General features: G+C 41.2%; 26 protein-coding genes and 1 riboswitch. Of the genes, 18 read left to right on the forward strand and 8 right to left on the reverse strand.

The window, feature by feature from the left end:
* The first annotated feature begins 2 nt into the window (after nucleotides 1–2).
* A complete protein-coding gene (locus tag FLK61_RS06090; RefSeq protein ID WP_176008619.1) occupies nucleotides 3–776 on the forward strand; it encodes a YfkD family protein in 774 nt (257 codons plus the stop codon).
* Between the two features lie 329 nt (nucleotides 777–1,105).
* Here FLK61_RS06090 and yfkAB read toward each other — a convergent pair whose 3' ends face one another.
* Nucleotides 1,106–2,221, reverse strand: coding sequence for a radical SAM/CxCxxxxC motif protein YfkAB (yfkAB, locus tag FLK61_RS06095; protein ID WP_176008620.1), 1,116 nt, complete (start codon nucleotides 2,219–2,221; stop codon nucleotides 1,106–1,108).
* A 140-nt stretch (nucleotides 2,222–2,361) separates the two neighbouring features.
* Here yfkAB and FLK61_RS06100 point away from each other — a divergent pair, with 140 nt between their 5' ends.
* The 3 genes from FLK61_RS06100 to pdaA all read left to right on the forward strand — a co-directional run bounded on the left by FLK61_RS06100 (nucleotide 2,362) and on the right by pdaA (nucleotide 4,028).
* A complete protein-coding gene (locus FLK61_RS06100; RefSeq protein ID WP_176008621.1) occupies nucleotides 2,362–2,535 on the forward strand; it encodes an SE1561 family protein in 174 nt (57 codons plus the stop codon).
* Nucleotides 2,536–2,619: 84 nt separating this feature from the next.
* On the forward strand, nucleotides 2,620–3,219 hold the full coding sequence (locus FLK61_RS06105) for a histidine phosphatase family protein (protein ID WP_176008622.1): 600 nt from the start codon (nucleotides 2,620–2,622) through the stop codon (nucleotides 3,217–3,219).
* A 62-nt stretch (nucleotides 3,220–3,281) separates the two neighbouring features.
* Nucleotides 3,282–4,028: a delta-lactam-biosynthetic de-N-acetylase gene (pdaA, locus tag FLK61_RS06110; protein WP_249777689.1), complete on the forward strand. Its 747-nt coding sequence runs from the start codon at nucleotides 3,282–3,284 to the stop codon at nucleotides 4,026–4,028.
* 15 nt (nucleotides 4,029–4,043) lie between these two features.
* Here pdaA and FLK61_RS06115 read toward each other — a convergent pair whose 3' ends face one another.
* Nucleotides 4,044–4,412: a GAF domain-containing protein gene (locus tag FLK61_RS06115; RefSeq protein WP_176008624.1), complete on the reverse strand. Its 369-nt coding sequence runs from the start codon at nucleotides 4,410–4,412 to the stop codon at nucleotides 4,044–4,046.
* 116 nt (nucleotides 4,413–4,528) lie between these two features.
* Between FLK61_RS06115 and FLK61_RS06120 the strand changes: the two genes are divergently transcribed.
* Together FLK61_RS06120 and rlmD are read left to right on the forward strand one after the other, a co-directional pair.
* Nucleotides 4,529–5,395, forward strand: coding sequence for a DNA-3-methyladenine glycosylase family protein (locus tag FLK61_RS06120; protein ID WP_249777690.1), 867 nt, complete (start codon nucleotides 4,529–4,531; stop codon nucleotides 5,393–5,395).
* A complete protein-coding gene (rlmD, locus tag FLK61_RS06125; protein WP_430708812.1) occupies nucleotides 5,392–6,795 on the forward strand; it encodes a 23S rRNA (uracil(1939)-C(5))-methyltransferase RlmD in 1,404 nt (467 codons plus the stop codon). Before FLK61_RS06120 ends, rlmD begins: the two co-directional genes overlap by 4 nt.
* Before the next feature lie 517 nt (nucleotides 6,796–7,312).
* On the opposite strand, the gene FLK61_RS06130 is transcribed toward rlmD, so the two are convergent.
* The 4 genes from FLK61_RS06130 to FLK61_RS06145 are packed head-to-tail and all read right to left on the reverse strand — an operon-like array spanning nucleotide 7,313 to nucleotide 10,080.
* Nucleotides 7,313–7,435, reverse strand: coding sequence for an AgrD family cyclic lactone autoinducer peptide (locus FLK61_RS06130; RefSeq protein WP_176008626.1), 123 nt, complete (start codon nucleotides 7,433–7,435; stop codon nucleotides 7,313–7,315).
* A complete protein-coding gene (locus FLK61_RS06135) occupies nucleotides 7,432–8,001 on the reverse strand; it encodes an accessory gene regulator ArgB-like protein (RefSeq protein WP_176008627.1) in 570 nt (189 codons plus the stop codon). The genes FLK61_RS06130 and FLK61_RS06135 overlap by 4 nt, the downstream gene beginning before the upstream one ends.
* A gap of 5 nt (nucleotides 8,002–8,006) precedes the next feature.
* On the reverse strand, nucleotides 8,007–9,293 hold the full coding sequence (locus tag FLK61_RS06140) for a hypothetical protein (protein WP_176008628.1): 1,287 nt from the start codon (nucleotides 9,291–9,293) through the stop codon (nucleotides 8,007–8,009).
* A gap of 7 nt (nucleotides 9,294–9,300) precedes the next feature.
* Nucleotides 9,301–10,080, reverse strand: coding sequence for a two-component system sensor histidine kinase NtrB (locus tag FLK61_RS06145; RefSeq protein WP_176008629.1), 780 nt, complete (start codon nucleotides 10,078–10,080; stop codon nucleotides 9,301–9,303).
* 483 nt (nucleotides 10,081–10,563) lie between these two features.
* Nucleotides 10,564–10,747, forward strand: a riboswitch (cobalamin riboswitch).
* Between the two features lie 125 nt (nucleotides 10,748–10,872).
* Here FLK61_RS06145 and FLK61_RS06150 point away from each other — a divergent pair.
* The 5 genes from FLK61_RS06150 to FLK61_RS06170 all read left to right on the forward strand — a co-directional run bounded on the left by FLK61_RS06150 (nucleotide 10,873) and on the right by FLK61_RS06170 (nucleotide 16,283).
* Entirely contained in the window at nucleotides 10,873–13,113 is a 2,241-nt protein-coding gene (locus FLK61_RS06150) for a ribonucleoside-diphosphate reductase subunit alpha (protein ID WP_176008630.1), read from the forward strand.
* A gap of 28 nt (nucleotides 13,114–13,141) precedes the next feature.
* On the forward strand, nucleotides 13,142–14,173 hold the full coding sequence (locus FLK61_RS06155; RefSeq protein ID WP_176008631.1) for a ribonucleotide-diphosphate reductase subunit beta: 1,032 nt from the start codon (nucleotides 13,142–13,144) through the stop codon (nucleotides 14,171–14,173).
* Nucleotides 14,154–14,621 (forward strand): flavodoxin domain-containing protein, encoded by a 468-nt coding sequence (locus FLK61_RS06160; RefSeq protein ID WP_176008632.1) that lies wholly within the window; start codon nucleotides 14,154–14,156, stop codon nucleotides 14,619–14,621. The genes FLK61_RS06155 and FLK61_RS06160 overlap by 20 nt, the downstream gene beginning before the upstream one ends.
* 32 nt (nucleotides 14,622–14,653) lie before the next feature.
* The gene (locus FLK61_RS06165) at nucleotides 14,654–15,049 is read left to right on the forward strand and encodes a hypothetical protein (protein WP_176008633.1); all 396 of its coding nucleotides are present in this window, start codon (nucleotides 14,654–14,656) and stop codon (nucleotides 15,047–15,049) included.
* 97 nt (nucleotides 15,050–15,146) lie between these two features.
* The gene (locus FLK61_RS06170) at nucleotides 15,147–16,283 is read left to right on the forward strand and encodes a DEAD/DEAH box helicase (RefSeq protein WP_249777691.1); all 1,137 of its coding nucleotides are present in this window, start codon (nucleotides 15,147–15,149) and stop codon (nucleotides 16,281–16,283) included.
* Between the two features lie 37 nt (nucleotides 16,284–16,320).
* On the opposite strand, the gene FLK61_RS06175 is transcribed toward FLK61_RS06170, so the two are convergent.
* Both FLK61_RS06175 and FLK61_RS06180 read right to left on the reverse strand, forming a co-directional pair.
* Nucleotides 16,321–16,632, reverse strand: coding sequence for a TIGR04104 family putative zinc finger protein (locus FLK61_RS06175; RefSeq protein WP_176008634.1), 312 nt, complete (start codon nucleotides 16,630–16,632; stop codon nucleotides 16,321–16,323).
* A 44-nt stretch (nucleotides 16,633–16,676) separates the two neighbouring features.
* Nucleotides 16,677–17,669, reverse strand: coding sequence for a Gfo/Idh/MocA family protein (locus FLK61_RS06180; RefSeq protein WP_176008635.1), 993 nt, complete (start codon nucleotides 17,667–17,669; stop codon nucleotides 16,677–16,679).
* Nucleotides 17,670–17,764: 95 nt separating this feature from the next.
* On the opposite strand from FLK61_RS06180, the gene FLK61_RS06185 reads away from it, so the two are divergent.
* From FLK61_RS06185 to FLK61_RS06210, 7 genes are all read left to right on the forward strand, one after another.
* Nucleotides 17,765–17,962, forward strand: a complete 198-nt coding sequence (locus FLK61_RS06185) for a hypothetical protein (protein ID WP_176008636.1) — start codon at nucleotides 17,765–17,767, stop codon at nucleotides 17,960–17,962.
* Between the two features lie 124 nt (nucleotides 17,963–18,086).
* Entirely contained in the window at nucleotides 18,087–18,956 is an 870-nt protein-coding gene (locus tag FLK61_RS06190) for a methyl-accepting chemotaxis protein (RefSeq protein ID WP_176008637.1), read from the forward strand.
* Between the two features lie 371 nt (nucleotides 18,957–19,327).
* Complete coding sequence (locus FLK61_RS20190; protein ID WP_283811891.1) at nucleotides 19,328–19,459, forward strand: hypothetical protein; 132 nt, start codon at nucleotides 19,328–19,330, stop codon at nucleotides 19,457–19,459.
* Between the two features lie 91 nt (nucleotides 19,460–19,550).
* On the forward strand, nucleotides 19,551–20,375 hold the full coding sequence (locus FLK61_RS06195) for an ABC transporter ATP-binding protein (protein ID WP_283811892.1): 825 nt from the start codon (nucleotides 19,551–19,553) through the stop codon (nucleotides 20,373–20,375).
* Nucleotides 20,344–21,348, forward strand: a complete 1,005-nt coding sequence (locus FLK61_RS06200) for an iron-hydroxamate ABC transporter substrate-binding protein (protein ID WP_176008639.1) — start codon at nucleotides 20,344–20,346, stop codon at nucleotides 21,346–21,348. Before FLK61_RS06195 ends, FLK61_RS06200 begins: the two co-directional genes overlap by 32 nt.
* Nucleotides 21,349–21,372: 24 nt before the next feature.
* The gene (locus tag FLK61_RS06205; protein ID WP_176008640.1) at nucleotides 21,373–22,365 is read left to right on the forward strand and encodes a FecCD family ABC transporter permease; all 993 of its coding nucleotides are present in this window, start codon (nucleotides 21,373–21,375) and stop codon (nucleotides 22,363–22,365) included.
* Nucleotides 22,362–23,369, forward strand: coding sequence for a FecCD family ABC transporter permease (locus tag FLK61_RS06210; RefSeq protein ID WP_176008641.1), 1,008 nt, complete (start codon nucleotides 22,362–22,364; stop codon nucleotides 23,367–23,369). Before FLK61_RS06205 ends, FLK61_RS06210 begins: the two co-directional genes overlap by 4 nt.
* Nucleotides 23,370–24,144: the final 775 nt, after the last annotated feature.

Here is a 24,144-nt window from a genome sequence, read left to right on the forward strand (position 1 = left end):
GTATGAAAGCTGTCTTTGCTTTATTACTGGCATGTTGTATCGTCATGTCAACCACGACTGTTTTTGCAGCTGAGCAACCAGCTGGTGCCGTTTCTATCGCCAAAGAAAATACGTATCGGAACGCCCAGATTGAAATGACCTCTTTAAAGCCAAAATCATCTACTACCTCTCTTTTAGAAACTACAGACGTACCTATTCATAACCTCGCTCTCTTACAGCAGTTAAATGAATCCTCATGGAATCGCTCCAAGCTATCGTTTGGTTTTAAAGGAAGCATTTATTTAGGGAGTTGGCCCCTTTCATATACATCCACTTCCTCTGAAATTGATTGGAAGCAGGAAAAAATAAATATGAACATGCTCGATAATCGAGGAGGAGCCTCAGCTCGCTCCATTTCTCACACGCAACAACAGCAAAAGCAAGCAAAGGCTTTACTTACAGAAGGTTTAAAACAAAAAGAGATGGTTATGCAACTTTTATTACGTGACACCCAACAACGAACAAAAGTGCCACTCGGTACTCAAGCAGTAGTAGGATTTGGAACAGAGGCAGCGTCATCCTTCTCTGTAGCGCCAGGACAAATCGGATATCTGTATGCATATTTACCAACTGTCGCTGAAACAGGGACGATCACATATGGGGAAGTTTATATCTCCATTGAGCACGGAGAGGCAACGCTTGATATTCAGGATGTGACAGAGGTGGCAGTACAAGCACAGCTGCCGATTCAAAATATGCTGTTTTTAGAGTTGCAACAATCAAAGCAACCGAGGTGACGTTAAAAGAAAGAATGTATAATTGAGCAAGGAATTCGGATAATGAAAGGCTGAAAGTGGATAATGAAGCGAGGAATTCGGATAATGAAAGGCCAAAAGTGGATAATGAAGCGAGGAATTCGGATAATGGAAGGCCAAAAGTGGATAATGATCGAGGAATTCGGATAATGAAAGGCTGAAAGTGGATAATGAAGCGAGGAATCCGGATAATGAAAGGCCAAATCTGGATAGTGAAGCGAGGAATTCGGATAATCATACCTAAATGAACCCCACCTCCCCACAAAAAAAGGCTAGGACAGTCAACTTACACTTGTCCCAGCCTCAACCGATTATTTCGTTATCTTAGCTTCTCTTGCCATAAAATCGGCATCTTTATAATAAGCATTTTTCACAAGTAAGTTTGGTCCTAAACATTCGACAGCCGGACAGTGACAGGAGACGGATTTGGCAAGCTCTGTTTGTTGCCAAGCATCAAATGCATCTACTAACGATCGGTCCTGAACATTACCTAAGTTTCCATCCGCGTGAAAATCAGTGACATGAATCGAGCCATCAAAAATGTTCACATTTAAACGGGAGCGTCCGTCCGGATCATTACGGACAGTCACATTTTTCGTTTCATATAAGCGTTTTTGTAGCGCTAAATCCTCTTCAGATTCATTACATGGGTAGAAGGGCAGAGTACCGAACAGCATCCATGTATCAGGGTCGCGATGGTCTAAAAGACGGTGAATGCCCTCACGGATCTCGTCAAGCTTCGCAGTTTCTAAATGCGTAGCAAATGATGTTGGGTACATAGGGTGAACTTCGTGTCTCGTGCAACCCATTGCAACAATTTGATCATGAATAGCTTCTAGGTGTGGCAAGGTACGTTTATTGAGCATTGTCTCAGCTGAGATCATCACGCCTTCTGCAGCTAGCGCTTTACTATTTTCGACCATACGATTAAAATAATCAGCACGAATCTTGTCAGATGGTTTTTTATCCATTACAGCAAAACCAATTTCTTTAAAATCCTCTACGCTACCGTAGTTATGAGAAATATGAAGCACATCTAAGTAAGGTGTAATTAATTTATAACGCTCTAACGGCATCGTCAAGTTCGAATTTATTTGCGTGCGAACGCCTCGCTCATGCGCATATTTTAAGAGTGGTACGACATAGCCTTTGACAGACTTCATCGAGAGCATTGGCTCACCGCCAGTAATGCTCAATGCTCGTAGATGAGGAATCTCATCAAGACGCTTTATAAAGATATCAATAGGCAAAGGATCAGGGTCCTTCGTTGTAAGGGAGTATCCAACCGCGCAATGTTCACAGCGCATATTACATAGATTTGTGGTGGTAAATTCAATATTAGTGAGAGTAGATTTACCAAAGTCTTTTATATCGAGGTACGCTTCCCAAGGATCGTACGAAGGGCGAATCTTTTCAAGTGTTCTCATTCCGTTCATTCCTTTCCATTAAACCGTCTATAATGATACCAGTCTCCTCGGCTAATAGATAGAGGATGGCGAGAATTATCCCTTTCACGCTCCACATTTTCTGTTACAATGGTAAAAGCGAACGATGAGAGGGTGACACGATGGACGACAAAAAGCTAAAGCTTCAAACTCTTCATGAGCGTATGGAAAAGCTTGTATCGATTCTCGATTCTCTGGATCCAGAGAAAACGGACGTCTCTGATATTGATCAGATCATCTCGATGCTAGACGACTTAGAAGAGCAGTGCAAGCGTTATAGACAACAATACGAATAAACGATGATGCCGAGGGATAGTTGATGCTATCTCTCGGCTTTTTTGATTATAATAAACGTATTAGAAGCTGATAGAGGAGAGTATATGATGATTATTTACTTTGTAAGACATGGGGAATCAGAAGGCAATAAAAAAGCAATGATTCAAGGACAGTCAGAGTACCCTTTGACACAAACTGGTGAGAATCAGGCAAAGCAGGTGGCGCAGGCATTACATGATGTGGGTGCGAGCACTATTTATACTTCTGACTTGGCGCGAGCGAAAAATACAGCAAAGCCAATCGCAGCTCTTCAAGGTAAAAAGGCTGTGGAGAGTACATTATTACGCGAAGTCTTCTTAGGTCCTTTAGAAAATCGTACGAGAGAGGATATATTAACAAGCTATCCTCACATTAACCAAATCGTCACATCTGGTGTGGAAGGGACTGAAACGATCGAAGCGTTGACAGAACGGTGCCATACGCAACTTAAGAAGTGGAAGAAATACCATGCGAGTGAGACGATTATTGCGGTTTCTCATGGAGGGTTTATTAGTATTTTCCTCATGTATTTATTTGCGAAGGAAAATTGGCACACACTGCACCGCCCATTTAGAATTGGGAACACTGGGATTACGCGAGTTCGAATAGAAGGCGATAATGTTTATTTTGACTATGTAAACAATACGTCTCATCTTGCTAATTAGCCTTTGCTTCCTGAATGAAACGAGGCTTTTACGAGCATGCTAACATGAAAGAGGTGAGGATCATGTTACATGCAATTATGGCGTCTTTTATACTTGCTACAAGTTTTATGCAATGGAGCTTCGACCATGGCACTCCGACTACACCTGCATCTTCTGTTCATGAGGAGCTGTTAGAGGAGGTTGGTGGGATGTACGTTGGTGATTCAACTCAAAGGGAAGTATATTTAACCTTCGATAATGGCTATGAAAATGGGTACACAGCTCAAATTTTAGATACCTTAAAAGAGAAGCAAGTGCCTGCCGCCTTCTTTGTCACTGGTCATTATGTACGAGAAGAGCCAGAGCTAGTCTTAAGAATGATTAAAGAAGGACATGTGGTTGGCAATCATTCCAATCATCATCCAAGCTTTGCACGATTGTCCTTTGATCAAATTAAACAAGAGCTTGAAGACGTAGAGAAAGAAGTGAAAAAGCTTGATCCAACCTATGAGATGATCTATGTGAGACCACCAAGAGGAGAGTTTAACCGAGAAGCTTTACTTGCTTGTAAAGAACTCGGCTACTCGTCGATTTTTTGGTCAATGGCCTATAAGGACTGGGAGGTTGATCATCAAAAGGGTAAATCCTTTGCTTTTGAGCAAATCACAAAGCGTGTTTCTCCAGGAGCTGTGCTATTACTTCACTCTGTTTCTTCAGATAATGCGCAAGCTTTACCAGACGTCATTGATCACGTTAAACAATCTGGTCTTACGTTTAAACACTTAGACGATTGGAAGCTTCGAGAGGAGTTAGAGCCTCTAACACATTAAAAAAGCCCTCCCTAATTAGTGGGAAAGCTCTGCGAACCAGAGATCACCTAAAGCGGCTGATAAATTCTCTAATGTATGAATATCTCGAGTGTCAAACGCAATTCTTTCTTCTGACCTAACAACTAGGACTGCTTCATGTAAGTTATTTCCTGGAATCTGAAAGCGAAGCTCGGAATTTTGCATCCAGTTAGAATCCTGTTCGCTCGAGGCTGCAATCAATGTAGCCTCTTTTTCTGTTTCCATTAAATAAATACCGCACCAATCAATATAAGATACTTCCTCAACTAAGAGAGAAGTAGCGGCCTCCAAAATCTTTGATACATCCTGTTTTTTATATACCTCTGCCATGATCTTTAATGATACAATATCAGTTGCTATAGACAATTGAATCTCCCCTAACATAGGTGTTTGCAGTCAACATTGTATCAAAAATTATATCCTGTGTGGTGTGGCAAATACAGGATGCATGGTATGATGGACGAGACAAGGAGGGATTTTGATTGATTATCACTCTAAAAGGACCGTATCGCTTTGAGCAAGCGTTAAAGCGCCTTTCTATAGATCCGCTACTCACGATCGATGTAGAGGCAGAACGTATCAAAATGCCTCTTATTATTCAAGATAAACCAGTTGTAGCTGTTGTTACTCAAATTGGCACAGTGATGGAGCCAAAGCTTGACGTTACGATGCTAGATGAAGCACCATCGGAACTTGTTAAAGCTGAAATCACACGTATCTTTCATTTAGAGACCCCATTAACAGAGATACATGCTTTTTTTAGTAATACAGAGCTTGCGCCAATTTTTAACGAGTTAAAAGGGACGCCTTTTGTCTGTGAACCCTCCCTTTTTGGCTGCATAGCAAAAACGATTATTCATCAGCAGCTTAATATGAAGTTTGCGTATACACTATCAGAACGCTTTGTTAAAACATTTGGATTTAATCAACACGGAGCATGGTTTTATCCTTCGCCTGAAAAAGTGGCAACTCTTACTGTAGAGCAACTACGAGAGCTACAGTTTAGTGGTAGGAAAGCAGAGTACGTGATTGATACAGCGAAGCTCATTGCTTCAGGGGCCCTTGATTTACACGAGCTTGGCAAGAAAATGGACGATGAGATGTTAAAAGAGTTAATCGCGATTCGTGGTATAGGTCGTTGGACAGCAGAAAATATTTTAATGTTTGGTTACGGACGAATGGATCTATTCCCAGTCCAAGACATCGGTATCCAAAATACGGTCAAGATCCTAAAAGGCCTGGCTACAAAGCCAACTGTAGCAGAGCTTGATGAACTGGCGATAAACTGGCAACCTTATCGTACGTATGCAGCATTATATTTATGGGAAAGTATAGAAACGAATGGATGAAAAAAATGGACTCAAGTAAGCAACCAAACAGAAACGATGTCATGTTAGACAAAGGACAACAATTCCCATTAACAATAAAACGACTAGGAATTGATGGGGAAGGCGTAGGATTTTTTAAACGAAAGGTCGTATTTGTTCCAGGTGCACTTCCAGGAGAAGAAGTTGTGTGTGAAGCGGTAAATGTAACGGCAAAATATACAACTGCGAAAATTGTTAACATTCGTAAGGCATCAGATGATCGGGTAGAAGCTCCCTGTCCTGTGTATGATCGATGTGGAGGATGTCAGCTACAGCATATGACGTACGAAGCTCAGCTACGTGAAAAGAAGGATATTGTTAGACAAGCATTTGAGCGTTATACACGAATTGATCTCGATTCACTCCCATTTGGAGATACAATCGGAATGGAAAACCCTTGGCGTTATCGTAACAAAAGCCAAATGCAGGTTGGACGCAAGGATAACGATGTCATCGCAGGTTTATACGAAGAGGGTACAAACCGTTTAATCGATATTAAAGAATGTATCGTCCAACACCCTCAAACGGAAAAAGTAACGAATATCGTCAAAAAAATCGTGAATCGCTTAGGCATTGAGCCTTACAATAGTAAAAAGCATAAGGGTGTTCTCCGTACGCTAGTTACACGAGTTGGTTTTGAAACGGATGAGTACCAGCTTGTGTTAGTCACGACGGAATTAGACTTCCCACAAAAAGAGGATTTAGTAAAGGCGATTGTCAATCGTATGCCGAATATTACATCGATCGTTCAAAACGTTCAACCGGATAAGACACCGCTTGTTTTTGGCGAAGAGACGGTTGTACTTCATGGCAAAGAAAAGATTCATGAAACGTTAAACGATTTATCATTTGAGCTTTCAGCTCGCGCATTTTTCCAACTAAATCCTGCGCAAACGAAGGTACTTTATGATACAGCTAAAGAGGCTGCTGAATTAACAGGCACGGAAAAAGTCATTGATGCTTATAGTGGAGTTGGAACTATTGGACTTTGGGTAGCTGATCAGGCATCAGAAGTTAGAGGGATGGATACGGTCGAGGAAGCAATCCTTGATGCCAACCAAAATGCAGAGCGAATCGGAGCAAATGCTCAATTTGTGACAGGTCGCGCAGAGGAAGTTATTCCTGATTGGAAGGACCAAGGCTATCAAGCTGACGTCGTGTTTGTCGATCCGCCTAGATCTGGACTTGATCAAAGCTTAATTCGCACATTAACGCGCTCAAAAATTAAACGCATTGTGTATGTATCTTGTAATCCATCAACCTTAGCTAAAAACGTGAAGGAATTAGCTCGAGGTGGATATCGATTAAAGAGCCTACAGCCTGTGGATATGTTCCCACAAACAAGCCAAGTTGAGGCAGTTGCAGTACTAGAAGTGGAGTAATTAGAATGATAGACACAAGAGGCAAGGACAAAAGCGATTCATTTGTCCTTGTCTTTTTTAATGGATCATGAGCGGTTATCCACTTGCGCGAGGAGACAATCCGGAAATGAGGTAGGGCTATTCGGTCGCGGTCTACAGTTACCCGGAGATGTAATTCTATGATCTGTTCAAGGCATTCAGTTATAAAGAAACGATGCTCCGTTATCGTTTCCCGATCTTTAACTATCCGGAAAACGCAGCTAAGTTATCACAAGATAGAATATGGTAACTTCATGCACAGACTCCATTCCGGTCCACTCTAAGTATTCAGACTTCCTTATCTGCGTAAAAATGAGTTATCTCGATTTTGTATCTGTCCCCTCCTAATAAATAACCCTATAAACACCTTTTGTCCCATCTCTTCTTCGCCATGTTAGGAGACCTATCATACATGTTGCGTATTCAATAAATAGAAAAAACGAGCCAACCGTTGGCTCGTCTTTTTATGGATGCTAAAGTATCTTTTTCATTACCGAGCTTACTTTTGCTTCCTGAGCGACGAAGGAATCTTTGGCATATGAATAAGTGGACTAGAAGCTTGAACGAAAGTTGCACCAAGTGCCTTTGAGACAGTGGACATTGCTTTTGCAGTTCGTTTCATTTTGTTGCCTCCTCATTATTTATCCATTTATTTAGTGTAAGAATCAATCTCGTCCCAATAGGTGTTAACAGCACTCCTTGTAAAAACACGCCGTGCACGAGAGCGTGAAAGTCAAAGAGCAGTGCAACAGATGAGGCAATGATGATCCAGAGCACTCCAACCAATTTCTTTTTTCGTTCCCAAGCCTGGCTGTGCACCACTTGATCCTCTTCGTAATAAGGTGCGTAAGATAAAACGCAAACAAACGCTAGGATCGTATAAATAATGGGTGCAGCCGGCAAAAAGCTTACTCCAACAATAAAGCCAACACTGACTAACGTACATGCGATAGCGGTACTAAAATGAGCGCCTCCAGTAAAAATGCGAATAATCATAAAGGAGACCCCTGTTGCCATAATTAGAATAATCTCTTGCAATGCTATTGCAAATCCTATCAGCAATCCCCACGTAACGAGCAAATTTAGCATCAGAATAAACCCAAAGGTTAAAACATCAATCGGTTCTGTATCATCTGGATTGGCATCTTTGACTCGAATTGCTATCGCATGCGCTAGTCGATAAACCATGACAATCATCCCCCTTGTTGGGAAAAGATAATGGTAGACGTGAATGGCTGGTAAGTAGCAACTATTTTAGAGTATCCGGTCTCAAAAGAAGAGATCGAATTAATAAGATTACGGTTCTCTACATGAATTGGATTTATATCCACCGGACACTCCACTTTAAACTCCATAAATTCTCCGTTAGAGTGGATGGTTAGTGTGATTATTTTTTCCTCTGACGTTTGTTTTTCGTAGTAAACAAAAAGCAAATCATTCAGTAAGGTACTTAACTGTTTAATTTGTTGGAACGTCATTTGCATAGGGTGATCTAAATCAATGTGAATATCAATTTGGATTTGAAAGAGCTTGGCCATGCGACGTTTATTAATAAGAAGTGCGCGCATTAACTCATCAATTCCATTAGAAGAATCAATTTGATTTGTATTAAAGAAATGTTTAGTAGATGGACTAGGAAGGTTTGCCTGTTTCATGTAAGAGCGGATAGATTCCAAGGAGCCGACGTCACTTAGCTTCCAAATGGCTTGAAAGTGTGAGCTTGCATCGTTCTCTAAACGTTCCATCATATTGACAGACTGCTCGTCTTGATCTAAATAAAACTTTTTTGCTTCAATGAGTCTGCGAACTTGAAACTGCGTATATAGAATATGGTAAAAAGACATTACTAACACAAGAATGACAATGGATAAAAGTACTAATGTACTTTTAAAGGTAATATCTTGTGAGAGCATCGCAACGGCTGCCAATACGATGAATCCGAATGTTAAAAGGCTACTGCTAAAGATCATGACCTTAATTTTTGTAGGGATGTGTTTAGAATGTAAATGCTCCCTAAGTTCAGCTAGGAAGTATTTGTTTTTCCAAATAAAGAATCCTAAAGAGCCGCATATTGCAACAGTCATCAATTGAATACCGATGGATAAGTAGCTTGATGATAGTAAAATTTCAAAGTATTCGTAAGAGGAAAGAATCGTGAAAGATTCAATAAACACAAGCTGGATGAGAATATAAAAGCCATATCCAATACTTGAGATAACAAAAAGCTCCATTATGTTCGTTTGAAAAATAATGAAAATAAATAGGATGAAAAGAATCATTTGTATGCTCACGATCATGCCAAGTGAGAGTGAGGTCGTGTGTAGTAATAAAGATATTGTACTCATTATAACGGCAATGATAATTGTCTTTTTGAATCGATTTGCATTCATGTACCCAAGTAGAATAAGCGGAAACAATAAGAGTGCACTCCATTCAAAGATAGACATGATATAAGACAAACTACTTAATACTGTCATCATTCATCACCTAGCTTTTGTATGAGGCATGTTTGCTCTCCGGAAGGGATATCAGCACTTCAGCGCCATACTTAATGTGGTTGCTGATCGAAATAGTACCTTGCATAGATTCAACAATGGTTTTACAGATGGATAAACCAATGCCAGTTCCATCGTCCTTCGTTGTATAAAATGGATAAAAAATGTGTTCTAGATCTTTTTCAGATATACCAGGGCCGGAATCTATAATTTTAAGTATGACGTTAGAATCTAGTTTTTCCAGCTCAATAAATATGGTACCTTTACCATTCATTGCTTCCACAGCATTTTTAATCATATTGATTAAGGTACGCTCAAATCCGCTCTCATTCCCCATCACATAAATTGAATCTTCAATTTTAGTTTTAAAAAGAAGTCTATCTTCCCCGTATTGATTACGGAATACATACAAAACCTTCTCTAAACTCTTCCTTACATCGATGATAGAAAAGTTTTCGATGCCTTTGTTAGCGTGAGACAGATTCAATAGTTCTTCAATTAAAAGTTCGATTCGTTTTGACTCGTCTTTCATAATGGAAATGTAGGTAGAGAGTTTGTCATCTGTTTGAATCACTGGCTCGCGCTCCATCATTTGTATGAAGCCATTAATTGTAGTTAGAGGATTGCGTATCTCATGAGCAAAGAACGCAGACATCTTACCAATTGATTTGTGATAATCATCAGACTTAGCGTTAGTGGAAGTACTTTCTTGCTGGAAAGTAGAAGATGTGTGCTTTGTTTTTAAAAATCGGCTAAAAAATGGTAGGTTCATTCGACTCACTCCACAAAGTAAGATACCTTAAACTGTTGTTAATTCGACATCTTAAGTATAGCAGACATGAGAGGTCTATTATACCAATTAGATATACTTTATAGGGTTTAAGTGGTGAGTGAGATAGACAATGGTACTGAAAATAAATAGTAACTAATATGGGTGAAAGAGGATCGTTACGAATACTTTGTCAATTCGTGTAAAAAATCAGTTGCTTAACATAGATAATTACATATCTTGCTGAAAAAAGATATAAGAATCGTTCGAACTATTTCGACAATTTATGTAATTACAATTTTATATCGAAAGCGCGACCATTCTGAGCTGATTATTTACATAAGGACCATCCTGTGTCAGACTAAGAAAGTTGTTTAAATTACAATAAAACATTAAGAAGAATTCGTGAAATCAAGTCTTGATTTTTTTTGTGAATGCGGTATGTTTATCAATATGTAGTATTGGGAATAGATTTCAACAACTATATAAGCTAAAAGATTGTAAGGTGCTCAACGAAGAGCTTAAAAGGGAATCTGGTGTAAAACCAGAGCTGCCCCCGCAACTGTAAGTGCTGACGACCGAAGGGAACCACTGTATCAATTCGATATGGGAAGGCCTTCTAGTAGAGTGACGCACAAGTCAGGAGACCTACCTTATGATCTACAAGCTTCTATTTTTCGGGGTGTGAAAATAGGAGACGAGCCCTAATAGAAGCACTTGCTTCGGACTCGTCTTCTATCTAACCCCTTCGTATTCCGAAGGGGTTTTACTATTGATGGAAGGGTAGGGATTTGAATGGAAAAAATATCGGTGCAAGTCAAAGAGAATTGGTTGGAGGAGTTTCAGCTACCTGATCATGATAAAGAGGTTATACATACACTTTCAAGGCAGGATGCCATGTCCTATGCACTTGATAGAGTAGCGATGGACCAGCCTGATTGGACGTTTGTTGCTGCAAGATACTACTTAGAAGAGCTATACGAAAAGGCTCAGGTTAACCGCAAGGAGCGGGAAGGAACCATATACGGAGATTTTTATTCTCTTATTCAACTTTTGACGGAAAAAGGAATATACGATAAAAAACTTCTTGAGAGTTATTCTAAAAAAGAAATTGATGAGCTTGGGAAGTTAATTGATCCATCTAAAGATAAAAAATTTACCTTTATGGGATTATTCCTATTAGCCGATCGTTATCTAGCTCGTGACTATGATAAAAATACGATGGAGCTCCCGCAGGAACGCTTTTTAATTATTGCTATGACACTTATGCAAAAAGAGAATAAGGAAAAGCGGATGGAGCGTATTCAAGAAGCTTACTGGGCGTTAAGTAATTTATATATGACTGTTGCTACACCTACGCTTTCTAACGCTGGTAAGAGCTATGGACAGTTATCTTCTTGTTTTATAGATACTGTCGATGATTCACTAGACGGGATTTATACATCTAATTGGGACGTAGCTAGATTAAGTAAAGACGGAGGCGGAATTGGTCTTTATTTTGGTAAAGTACGTGCGCTTGGATCAGATATTAAAGGCTTTAAAGGCAATTCGTCTGGTGTTATCCCGTGGATTCGTCTTGTTAATGATACCGCTGTGAGCGTTGATCAGCTTGGTCAACGACAAGGCGCAGTGGCAGTCTATCTCGATCTTTTCCATCGAGATATTATGAATGGATTTTTAGACTTAAAGACGAATAATGGAGACGAGCGTCGTAAAGCGCACGATGTGTTCCCAGGAGTATCGATTCCAGACCTGTTTATGCACAAGCTCCAGGAGAAAGATGCTGATGGTAAGAGCGTTGGCATGTGGCATACGTTTTGCCCGCATGAGGTGAAAAAAGTGATGGGGTGGAAGGACGAAGCCGGCAATGCACTTGGACTCGAGGACTTCTATGATGAGACGGATGTTCGCCACTTCTCTAAAAAGTACGAAGAGGCAGTTGCGCATCCGCTCCTACCGCGTAAATCGTATCGAGCAATGGAAATCATGAAGCGTATTATGGTATCACAGCTTGAAACTGGTACGCCGTACATGTTTTATCGCGATGAAGTGAACCGTCAAAACCCTAATAAAAAGGAGCTTGGTCGTACCTCTGTTTATTGCAGTAACTTGTGTACAGAGATTGCCCAAAATATGTCCTCTACAACAATTAAAGAAGAGTATGTAAATGCGGATGGGGATCTCGTTATTGTAAGAAAACCGGGAGAGTTTGTCGTATGTAATTTATCGTCTCTCCATTTACCTAACGTTGTAGAAGCGGAAGAGCTTGAGCGTGTCATCTCCATTCAAATGAGAATGCTTGATAACGTTATTGATTTAAATACGATTTCGGTTGGACAGGCGCAGCTTACGAATCAGCGTTATCGTGCGGTTGGTCTTGGCACATTTGGTTGGCACCATCTCCTCGCTAAAAAACATATTCAGTGGGAGAGTGAGGAGGCTGTTCAATACGCGGATGAGCTTTACGAAGATATCGCGTATTACACCATTAAAGCTTCTAACGAGTTAGCAGAAGAAAAAGGAACGTATCACGCGTTTAAAGACTCTGAGTGGGAAAACGGAACGTACTTTACTAGAAGATCTTACACGTCAGAGAAGTGGAAAGAGCTTCGTGATCGTGTAGCTCATACAGGCGTCCGAAACGGCTGGATGATGGCTGTAGCACCAAACTCTTCAACGGCTAAAATCGCTGGTTCAACAGATGGAATTGATCCTATTTATTCGTTAGAGTATGCGGAGGAAAAGAAAAACTTTAAGCTAAAGGTTACTCCACCTGATTTAACGCATCACACATACCCTTACTACCTTAAGGCGCGTCATCAGTTAGACCAAAACTTTAGTATTCGTCAAAACGCTGCTAGACAACGACATGTTGATCAGGGAATTAGCTTTAATCTGTACGTGCCACACACGATTGCGGCTAAAGAGCTCTTAGATTTACATGTAGAGGCTTGGAGGAATGGACTTAAAACAACTTATTACGTAAGAAGTACGTCTCAAGCTGAGATTGAAGCGTGCGAAGCGTGCCAAAGCTAATGAATGTCAACGACAGGAGGGGTTACAGATGTTAATAACGAAGAGAAAGCTATATGAACCATCAGAACCAATGAAATCGCCGTCCTTACTGAACGGGAAAGCCTCAGGATTATTAAATTGGAATGATATTACGTACCCACATATGTATGATCTGTATCAGGCGCTTTTATCAAATTTTTGGAAGGCGCAAGAAATCAATATGCAAGACGATATTAAGCAGTGGGACCATTTATCAGATAACGAAAAGGATGTGTTCCTTCGAATAAATACCCAGCTAGCGTCACTCGATAGTTTACAAACACCAACGATGACACTCGTGATGGATTATGTATCAGATCCTAGCTTTCAGGCAATCTTAGCTGTTATCGCCCAGCAAGAGGCCGTTCACAACGAATCATATTCATATATATTAAGCTCGTTAGTTTCAACAGACGAGCAGAAGCGCAGATTTGAAGGCGCTAAGGCGGACCCACTCGTTCGCAAGCGAAATGCGATTATCGTAGAAGCCTACGATGAATTTCACGAGAAACCATCTGTTGATACCTTGTTCCGACTTGCAGTTCAGTCAATTAATTTAGAAGGTATTTATTTCTACGCTGGTTTTGCTTTCTTCTATCATTTAGCCAGACAGCAAAAAATGCTGAAATCAAGTACGATGATTAGTTATATTCAGCGTGATGAAATGCAACACGCCTACTTTATGTCGCAATTTTTGCAGCTCCTAATGGAGGAGCATCCGGAATTAAAAAATGAAGCTCATCTGGACTATATTTATTCTTCTATTAAACAAGCAACAGCATTAGAGCAGGAATGGGCTCGTGACATTTTAAAGGATACAGGAATTAATCTAGATGAATATGAGCGCTATGTGGAATATTTAGCGAACAAGCGTTGCCGTCAGCTAGGGCTTCAAAACGCCTTCCCTGAAATAGATAATCCAATGCCGTGGATTCACGTCTTTAGCGATAGCATGATGAATGATACGAAGTCGGATTTCTTCGAGCAAAAGGCTCGTACGTATGCGAAGGTGACAGAGCAAAATGGCTTTGACGAGCTGTAGGATAGTCTATACGTCAAAGACGGGGAATACGGCACAGCTTGCGCTTCTATTAAAAGATTCTTTAGAGAAGACGCATGTTAAAGTTGTTATGCACGATGTAGAGAAGGAAGCCGACAGGTATCAACAGAGAGAGTTTACGGAGGATGCTATTTTATTTGGCACCTATTCGTGGGGGAATGGAGATATTCCGCGTGCGATGAGCGAGATGGTATCAAGCATGCAGGTTAGTAAGCATACGGTAACGGGAATTTTTGGTACCGGTGATCGGTTTTATCCGAACTTTTGTGGAGCAGTAGATCAACTTGTCCAATTGATCCAGCCGATTTCTAACTTAGCGGTTACCATGAAGGTGGAGCTACTACCTCAGCAGCACGATGCTTTAACGTGTGAAAAATTTGTTCATAAATTGCACGATCGAGCCAAGCAAGCCTTGACTGTCTCCCAGTAATAAATTACCATACCTCTTATAGAGGTGACACAATGAAAACGTATATGTTAGCAGTACTAGCTATTATACTGGTCATACTAGTTGCAGCGTGCAATCGTGAAGAGCCTGAAGAGCCAACGACTGTATCAGGCAAATTAGATATCGTTCATCATGACTATTTGCAAGTATCCATAGAATCTGTAGCAGAAGCTGCGGGAGCGGACGAGGGAGTGTATCATGCAGTAGGCATTTATATAACCGATGATTTAGATATACGTGACCCATATGGCCAATATTTATCCAGACGTGCCCTACAGTCAGCAACTCCAAATGAGACAGATGTAACGATTGATTTATTACTAAGCGATTATTTAGAAGGCAACCTGCCTTATGATGAATTTCTCGGATTATATATGGTTGATACAAAATCGGTTATTGTTGATTTATAAGAAAGCACGCCCTTAAAGTGGCGTGTTTTTTCTATGCCCTACTAAATCGGAGATAGCATCTATGCTTGGCATAGGGTAAAATGGTGGGAGTCTAAGAATGAAGGTGATCTACATGGTTGAACATACATTACTTACGTCCTTACCTGATTATGTACAGGAAGCGTTTGGACGTGCAGGATTTACAGAGTGGACAAAGATTCAAGAGGAAGCTATTCCTAAGGCGCTAACTGGAGAAAATCTTATCATGGAGGCGCCAACGGGTTCCGGTAAAACCCTTGCTTATTTATTGCCTGCTTTAAATAAGGTTGATCCAGCCAAGAAACAAGCTCAGGTGCTAATCGTTGTTTCCTCACGAGAGCTTGCAATGCAGCAGCTTGAAGACGCGCAAGAATGGACACAAGGAAGCGGAATTACTGTCGCATCCATGATCGGTGGTGCCAATGTCAAGCGTCAGCAAGAAAAGCTAAAGAAAAAGCCTCACATTATTATAGGAACACCAGGCCGATTAATCGAGCTCCTACAGTCAAAGAAACTAAAGCTACATGAAGTATCAACACTCATCTTTGATGAAGCAGATCAGTTGTTTGCAAAGGAGCATATAAAAGAAGTAGATGCCTTAATGAAGGCAGTCGTGCGTGATTGTCAGCGCATCGTGTGTTCGGCAACCATTCCACCACATGTAGAAGAACTAGTGGTCGAACGAATGGAAGCGGAAATTGTTCGTGTATCTCGCTCAGAAGAAGAAAAGCAAAACGTCGAGCACGTTTATCTTATTGCAGAGCGCAGAGATAAATCGAAGCTATTAGCAAAGCTGATTCATTTAGAAGGCTTTTATGGGCTAGGCTTTTGTAATGATATCCACGAGCTGGAGAAATTTGCAGAAAGACTTGAGTTTAGAGGGAATTCTATTGGGGTGCTCCATGGAACAACGTCGAAGCTTGAAAGAGAGCTTGCAATGAGAGGCTTTAGAGAAGGCGCAGTGCCGATGCTGATGGCAACGGATGTAGCATCTAGAGGGCTCGATATTGATGATGTCACACATGTCGTACAGTTAGATTTAGCCAATGACATTCACCAATACGTGCATCGATCTGGACGGACAGGACGAGCTGGTAAATCTGGAACAGTCGTTTCCATCGTGACAGATGGTGAACGAGAGCGTCTATTAAAGTTTGGTGAGAAGCTCGGCATTGATATCGTACAAAAATCATTATCTAGAGGAAAGCTCGTTTAACTAAAAAAAGCTCATGCCGCAGTGGCACGAGCTTTTTTTATTTGTTTGAAAAAATATCCTGATCAGTCTTAGTAAACCTAAGGAGTCTTGGATGCGTATATACGATAGCTAGAAGCACCACTCCTAAACAAACAAAAACATACAAAGCAGATCCAACAGGTATGCGACTAACGATCAAAAATAAAATAAGCATAGCAACATTAAATCCGCCAGACTTTAAGCGGCTTTTTTTCGTAACAAAATTCTCCGCTTGGCAAGACGGACATTTTTTTGAGTAAACAAAAGCTAAAAGCTGATGTCGTTTAAATTGATAGCCACAGGTAGCACATTTAGGTAACACAATATTCACTCCTTCCCTCTCATCTTACCGAATTTAACAAGGGAAGGATAGGGCTACTTGCTAGAATATGATTTGCTTGCTTCATACAAACGTTCAATAACGATCATGTTATTTTTTGTATCTTCCATTGTGTAGGATGGCGTCGCACCAGTTTGGATACATTCAGAGAAGTGCTCTACTTGAAGCGTATACTGATTTCCACTGAACGTTTTATATTCTAAGACGGATCCATCGGCGCCACGCAAGAAGACTTCGCCTTTACCGTTGTTCGGATTTTGGTCGGGTCTAAAGGCAAAAGGTACCTCTATTCTACCTGATGTCCCGATTACCTCATAGCGATTCACTTGAACTTCATCAAAACTTGATTCAAGATTTACATCTACGTTTGAAAATGTTAGTAAAGCAGACGTAGAAATATCTACTTTAATTCCTTCTACTTGTCTAGAAGCTGCAAAGACATGGATCGGTTCCTCATCTAAAAGGTAGCGACTCACATTCACACAGTAGCTCCCTACGTCAAATAAGCTACCGCCTCCTAAACTAGGATCAAGGCGAATGTCATCTTTTGTAAGGTCCATATTAAAAGAGAAGGAAGAACGAATACGCTTTACTTCACCAATTGCTTTGTCTGCAATAAGTTGTTTTACGTGCGCGTGCTGCGGGTGGAAACGATACATAAATGCCTCCATCCAAAGCTTGCCTGTTCGCTCACTTGCTTCTTGCATCTCCTCAATATCAGCAGAAGAGATGGCAGCGGGTTTCTCCACAAGCACGTGCTTTCCTTTCTCTAAGGCTTTTATCACCCATTCTTTATGTAACGCGTTTGGAAGTGGAATATAAACAGCATCTATAGAGGAATCATTTAAAAGTTCGTCATAGGTCCCATAACCTTTCTCTGCGCCCCATTCCTCTTTGAGAGCCTCCGCGTCTCTTCTCGTTGCAACTGCAACTAATGTCGCGTTATGTGCTTCTTTAATAGCAGGGACTAGCTGACTACGGGCAATATTAGCTCCACTTAATATTCCCCAATTTGTGATGTTGCTCATATAAGCACCTCTTTATGTTAGAATTTTCTACTTGTTTGCTAGTATACGCTTATCTAGGCCATAATGGAACGTAAAAGGGTTAGGGGGAACAACCTATGAATGCCAAGGAAGTAGATATGTATCTTATGAGTGTAGCAGCGTTTATTATGCGTGTAGAATCTCTTAATGAACGAGAGGCGTTTAATCTTATTCGAGAAAATAGAGTAAAAGAACGCCTTAAAATGGTGCCATCTCTAGCGGATCATTGTTCACCCAAACAGTGTGCGGAAATGCTTCTTACGAATAGAGGTTAAATAGTCCCTATTTTACTCGTGTTAAGGAGTTAACTTTTATTAAAATGGACAGATACGCATAAGTATACTACAATAGAATAGGACTTTATTATTAGTTATTAGTATACTTAGAGGTGAAAGGTTTATGGAAATAAAGCGCTTACAAGAAATGTCAGACCAAGAAATATTACAGTCTTTAGTTGCAGCTATCCCTCTTTTCCAAGCAATTGCAAAAGAGGATTTTATGATGGATGTAGTCACTCACGAAAAGTGGATTGCCCACTTCCCAGGTAAATCAATTGATGTAGATGTTCAAATTGGACAACCGGTACCAGAAGACGACCACGTTATGCAGAGCGCTTTAAAAGGCATTCCTCAGGCAGGGAGACCGCCTTTTGAGGTGTATCAAGCACACTTTTTAGGTAAGACGGTGCCAATTAAAAATTGCCAAGGTACGGTGATTGGAGCACTCGGGATCGGTTATAATATTGATCATTTAATTGCAATTGAACAAAATCTCGAAAAAACAGAACGTGTTTTAGAAAAAGTACAATCATATATTAATCAGATTGATGATTCTTCTACAGACTTAGAAAAATCTAATAATGGACTTGATGCCAGCTCTCGTAAAGTTAGTGAAGGCGTTCAAAACATTGATAATGTGCTGAGTGTTATTGACAAGGTTTCGTCACAAACAAATATTTTAGGATTAAACGCATCTATTGAGGCTGCTCGAGCAGGGGAGCATGGCAGAGGATTTGGAGTAGTTGCGGATGAAGTCAGAAAACTTGCGCAAGAGACGGTAAAGGCCTCAGAAAGAATCCGCAAAGACGTTACGATGATCAAAGGTAGCGTAGAGGAGTTAATCGCTTCGCTTGAGTACGTGACGAAGTCGGTCGATTCGAATGCAGATGTTGTAAATAATTTTACTGAGGTTAGTTCAGAGCTGAAAGAAATTCACGTTGGCATGAATGATTCGTTGACGAAGTTACTAGATTATTCCCCGACAGCATAAGCATTTACTACTTTATTACGGCTAGGTGAATAGTGTGTAACAGTTCTGCATTTACCCCCACAAAACGCTAACTTCCAAATATTGCGATTGAGATTTTTGTAGATTCAGCGTATCCTATTAGCTAGGCACAATTTAGCGTAGTGAGAGGGGCAAACATGATATCATTAATTATCCTAGCAGTAGTGACGATTGTTGCTGTTTATTTTGTTTCGATAAGAGAGAGAGCTTAACGTAGCATACTAACTATACACTTACATGTAAAACTTATAAAAAGCAGGCCGGTAAAGGTTGTTCCCTTTACCGGCCTGCTTTTTGTTTTGGGGAGGTAATGCGGTCGAAGAGGGTCTTGGAAATGAGAACGAGCAAACGATGTGCCAGAACGCGCAAAGAGAAAGGTAGGACGCGCATACGAGGTCATCGGAGGCGCAAAGCAATCAAGCAGACACATTCGAAAGAAAAACGACATGATAGCAAACAACGCAGCCAAGCACTCACTTACATAAGAAAATTGTTTGACATTTTGAATAAGAAGTAATACTCTAGTACTTGTATTGATATTGAGAATCATTATCGATTAATAGATAAGGGTGATAGGTGATGAAGCTAGAAGCAGCGAATCTAAGCGTAAGCTACGGCGATAAAACAATCGTTCATAATATAACGGTAGAATTACCGGTCAATCAATTGACGACGATTATCGGACCTAATGGATGTGGCAAATCAACATTACTAAAATCATTAACTCGTATTATGGCACCCTCAAATGGGGCAGTCTTACTTGACGGGAAATCGATTAAAGAGGAGCCTACGAAAAAGCTTGCTCAAAAGATGGCGATTTTACCTCAAATGCAAGAGGATACGAATGGTTTAACGGTGGCTGAATTAGTGTCTTACGGTCGTTTCCCCTACCAAAAAGGGTTTGGGCGCTTGTCGAAGCATGATAAGGAAATGATTGATTGGGCGCTTGAAGCGACTTCTATGCAACAGTTTAAACATCACCCGGTCGATGCACTATCCGGTGGTCAAAGGCAGAGAGTGTGGATTGCGATGGCTTTAGCTCAGGAGACGGAAGTGATCTTTTTAGATGAGCCAACGACGTACCTTGATATGGCCCACCAGCTTGAAGTGCTAGAGCTACTGGATAAACTGAATAAGCTTGAAAACCGAACAATCATTATGGTTTTACATGACCTCAATCAAGCAGCGAGATATTCCGATACAATCATTGCGATGAAAGATGGTCGAATCGTGAAGCAGGGTGGTCCGGAGGATATTATGCAGCCGGAGATGCTTGCGGAGCTATATCATATCGATGCCTTAATCGGCAGAGACCCACGTACAAAAAAACCGATTTTAATGAGTTATCATTTGATGGAGGATGAGAAAGATGAAAAGACTTTTTGGGTTAATCGCGGCTAGTGCTATTCTTTTAGGAGCTTGTGGCACGGACGATAATACGGAGAATACGACAAATACTAACACTGCTGTTGAAGAAAATACGGCAGATACGAATACAACAACGAACGAAGAAGCAGGTAATGAAGAGCCAGCGAACGAAAACGAATCAAATGAAGCAGCAAACGGCACTGTCACATATGAATCAGAAAGTGGCCCAATCGAAGTACCAGCAGATCCTCAGCGTGTTGTTGTACTAGCAACGTTTGCAGGGAATGCAATGGCACTTGACGCAAACCTAGTCGGGGTAGACTCATGGGCAATGAGCAATCCAGAATATTCTTCTTACTTAGACGGTGTGGAAGCAGTCGATGAGACAAATGTCGAGTCTGTTTTAGAGCTTGAGCCAGACTTAATCATTGGGCTTTCGACGACAGAGAATATTGACCAGTTTTCTCAAATCGCACCGACAGTCACATACACATACGGCGAGCTAGATTATAAAGAGCAGCACATTGAGATTGGCAAGCTCTTAAATAAAGAAGACGAAGCGCGCGAATGGGTAGAGGATTACGAAGCACGCGCTCAGGCTGCTGGAGATTCCGTACGAGAAGAAATCGGAGAAGATACAACAGTCACAGTTGTCGAGAACTTTGATAAGCAACTGTACATCTTTGGCGATAACTTTGCTCGCGGTACAGAAATTCTTTATCAAGAGATGGAGCTAGAAATGCCAGAAGCCGTTCAAGACGTCGTGTCTGAAGATGGATTTTATGCGATCTCTACAGAGGTGCTATCTGAGTACGTTGGAGACTACCTTGTAATCAGTCAGCCATCAGATCAAGAAAGCGAGTATCAGCAAACAGAAACGTATCAGTCGATTCCAGCTGTACAAAATGGAAATGTGATTGAGTTCCCGGCGGAATCAGGATTCTTTAACGATCCAATTACAATCGATCTACTATTAGGTACTTTCGAAGAAGCATTTTTAAACTAATCCATTAGATTTGAGGTTTTTAGGATGAAGATTGGTGATGTGGCATCTTTAATCCTTGCCCTACTCTTTCTTCTTGTCACGTTTGCGGCATCGATTCTGTTCGGTGCAGCTCAGACGACATGGCAGGATGCATGGAGCGCCCTTACAAGTCCGACTGTAACGGATCAGGCGCTTATCATCCGTGAAATTCGTCTACCAAGGGAAATAGGAGCGGTATTTGTCGGTGCAGCGCTCGCTGTTGCTGGAGCCGTTATGCAAGGTATAACACGTAATCCTCTAGCAGATCCAGGGTTACTTGGCATTACAGCAGGAGCAAACGTAGCACTTGCATTCTCTCTTGCTTTCATTCCCTCAGTAGGATACGTTGGCTACATGTTTAGTGGTTGGATTGGCGCCGCATTCGGCGCCTTTTTAGTGATCGGGATCGCTTCTACTAGAAAGGGTGGCTTCAAGCCATTTCGTCTTGTATTAGCAGGAGCTGCTGTTACTGCGTTATTAGTTGCCATAGCAGAAGCAATCGGTTTAGTATTCCAAATTACCCGAGAGGTTTCCGCTTGGACCGCTGGGGGTCTCATTGGAACGACTTGGACGCAACTTTACATTATTGTACCGACCATTATCGTAAGCTTAATTATCGTTCTTATGCTAGCTCGTCAAGTGACATTACTGAGCTTAGATGAAGACGTTGCAACAGGTCTCGGTGCATCTGTCACAAAAGTGAAGCTGTGGTTATTTTTCTTTGTAATCATACTAGCAGGATCCTCTGTTGCGCTCGTTGGTAACATAGCATTTGTTGGATTAATGATCCCTCATATCGTACGGAAGTTGGTCGGCACAGATTATCGCATGATTATCCCGATGTCAGCCCTCGTTGGTGGAGCCTTTATGGTTGGTGCTGATACATTAGCGCGCGTGATGTTTGCTCCGATCGAAACGCCAGTCGTAGCCATTATCTCTGTGTGTGGACTTCCATTTTTCCTATGGGTAGTTAAAACGCAAGGGAGAGAGTTCGCATGATTGTGCAGGCAACGAAAAATAAAACAAGACTCGCATTCATCATTGTTATTGCAATGATCGTGACCACAGCACTCATTAGTCTAAGTACTGGCTCCTCCTCGATTAATATAACACGCCTTGTGCCAACTTTGATGGGGAACGGAACATTCCAAGATGAGTTTGTCTTCTATTCCTTGCGTCTACCGCGTATCATTATTACCTTTTTATGTGGTGTAGCGTTAGCGACATCTGGAGCGATCCTACAAGGTATTACAAAAAATGATTTAGCAGATCCAGGAATCGTCGGAATTAACTCTGGTGCTGGAGTTGCTGTTACATTATTCTTTTTATTCATCCCTGCTAACGCAGAGACGTTTGCTTATTTACTACCTTTAGCTGCTTTTGGAGGAGCTATGCTTACGGCACTTACTATCTATGCCTTTTCATATAATAAAGAACAAGGGTTAATGCCAACCCAGTTCATCTTAACTGGTGTAGGCTTCTCCCTTGCTCTCTCAGGTCTTATGATTGTGCTCATCTCCTCATCGGACAGGCAGCAAGTAGAGTTTATTGCCACATGGCTTGCTGGAGGAGTCTGGGGCACGGATTGGCCCTTTATTTTAGCGCTACTACCTTGGCTTGTGATCCTACTTCCTATCGTTCTCTATTTTGCGAAGCACTTAAATATTTTACGATTAGGCAGTCCAGTCGCAACAGGTACTGGCGTTCACGTAAAGCGAACGCGTATCGTGCTTCTCACGATGGCAACAGCACTCGCAGCATCCGCTGTATCGGTATCAGGTGGAATCGCCTTTATTGGACTTATGGCACCTCACCTAGCCCGTGCGATCGTCGGCAATAAGCACCAGCGCATGCTCCCATTTGCGATGCTCATAGGCGGAATGCTCTTACTGATAGCAGACACGATCGGACGCAACATCGTGCCGCCAGCAGGCATTCCAGCCGGAATCATAGCCGCCTGCATAGGAGCACCCTATTTTCTTTACCTTCTTTCAAGAAAATAATATCGAGACTCTCTTAGGAGGGTCTTTTTTGTTATGTATAATTGCAAAAAGCTTAAAATGCCAACATTAACATTGTAATAAACCTTTCTAAAGGAGTATCGAAAATGGAATTATCCAGTTATTAAATTAATAAACCAAATTATGTTATCATATACTTGGAAGGGTGGTGGCTTTATTGGATAAAAGATCTATAGGCCTTGTCTTTATAACGGTAGGTTCCATTTTCTTAATGGTATCATTTTTTACTTCAATAACATTATTATTAGCAGTAACTCTTGGAATAAGTATAATTTCCAATATAGCAGGGACTGTATTATTGATGCAGTATATTAATACAACTAAGGAACAATCTAAATCAGCGATGTGAATGATCTAAGTAACCTTATCATGAGGTCATTTTTTTTGCTCGAATTTTAATAATATGTATAAACTAAACTCTACTTTATCTTCGGTTTAACCTTCATACACCATCTATCTGATTTATTACATAATAAAAGCCGTCTTGCGTTAAAAAGTATGAGATTCACTTTAAATCACACGCAGAGCTGGCAGACCCGAAGGACATTCGGAGACAATCCATGGGAGTAGGAGGTTTTGGAGATCCCACAGGAGGCGCAAATTAATGGAGCATCGACCGCTAGCCTGGGAACAGCGGCAAAATCACCCACTGTTCCCTAAGTGCAAGACTAGCTCAGACTGCAAAGAGCGCATTCTGCGATGCTAGCTCAGACCGCAAAGTACGCGGCCCTTGCCGACGAGGAAGCTCCAAGGCCGA

Source organism: Paenalkalicoccus suaedae, from assembly GCF_006965545.2.
GTDB lineage: Bacteria > Bacillota > Bacilli > Bacillales > Salisediminibacteriaceae > Paenalkalicoccus > Paenalkalicoccus suaedae.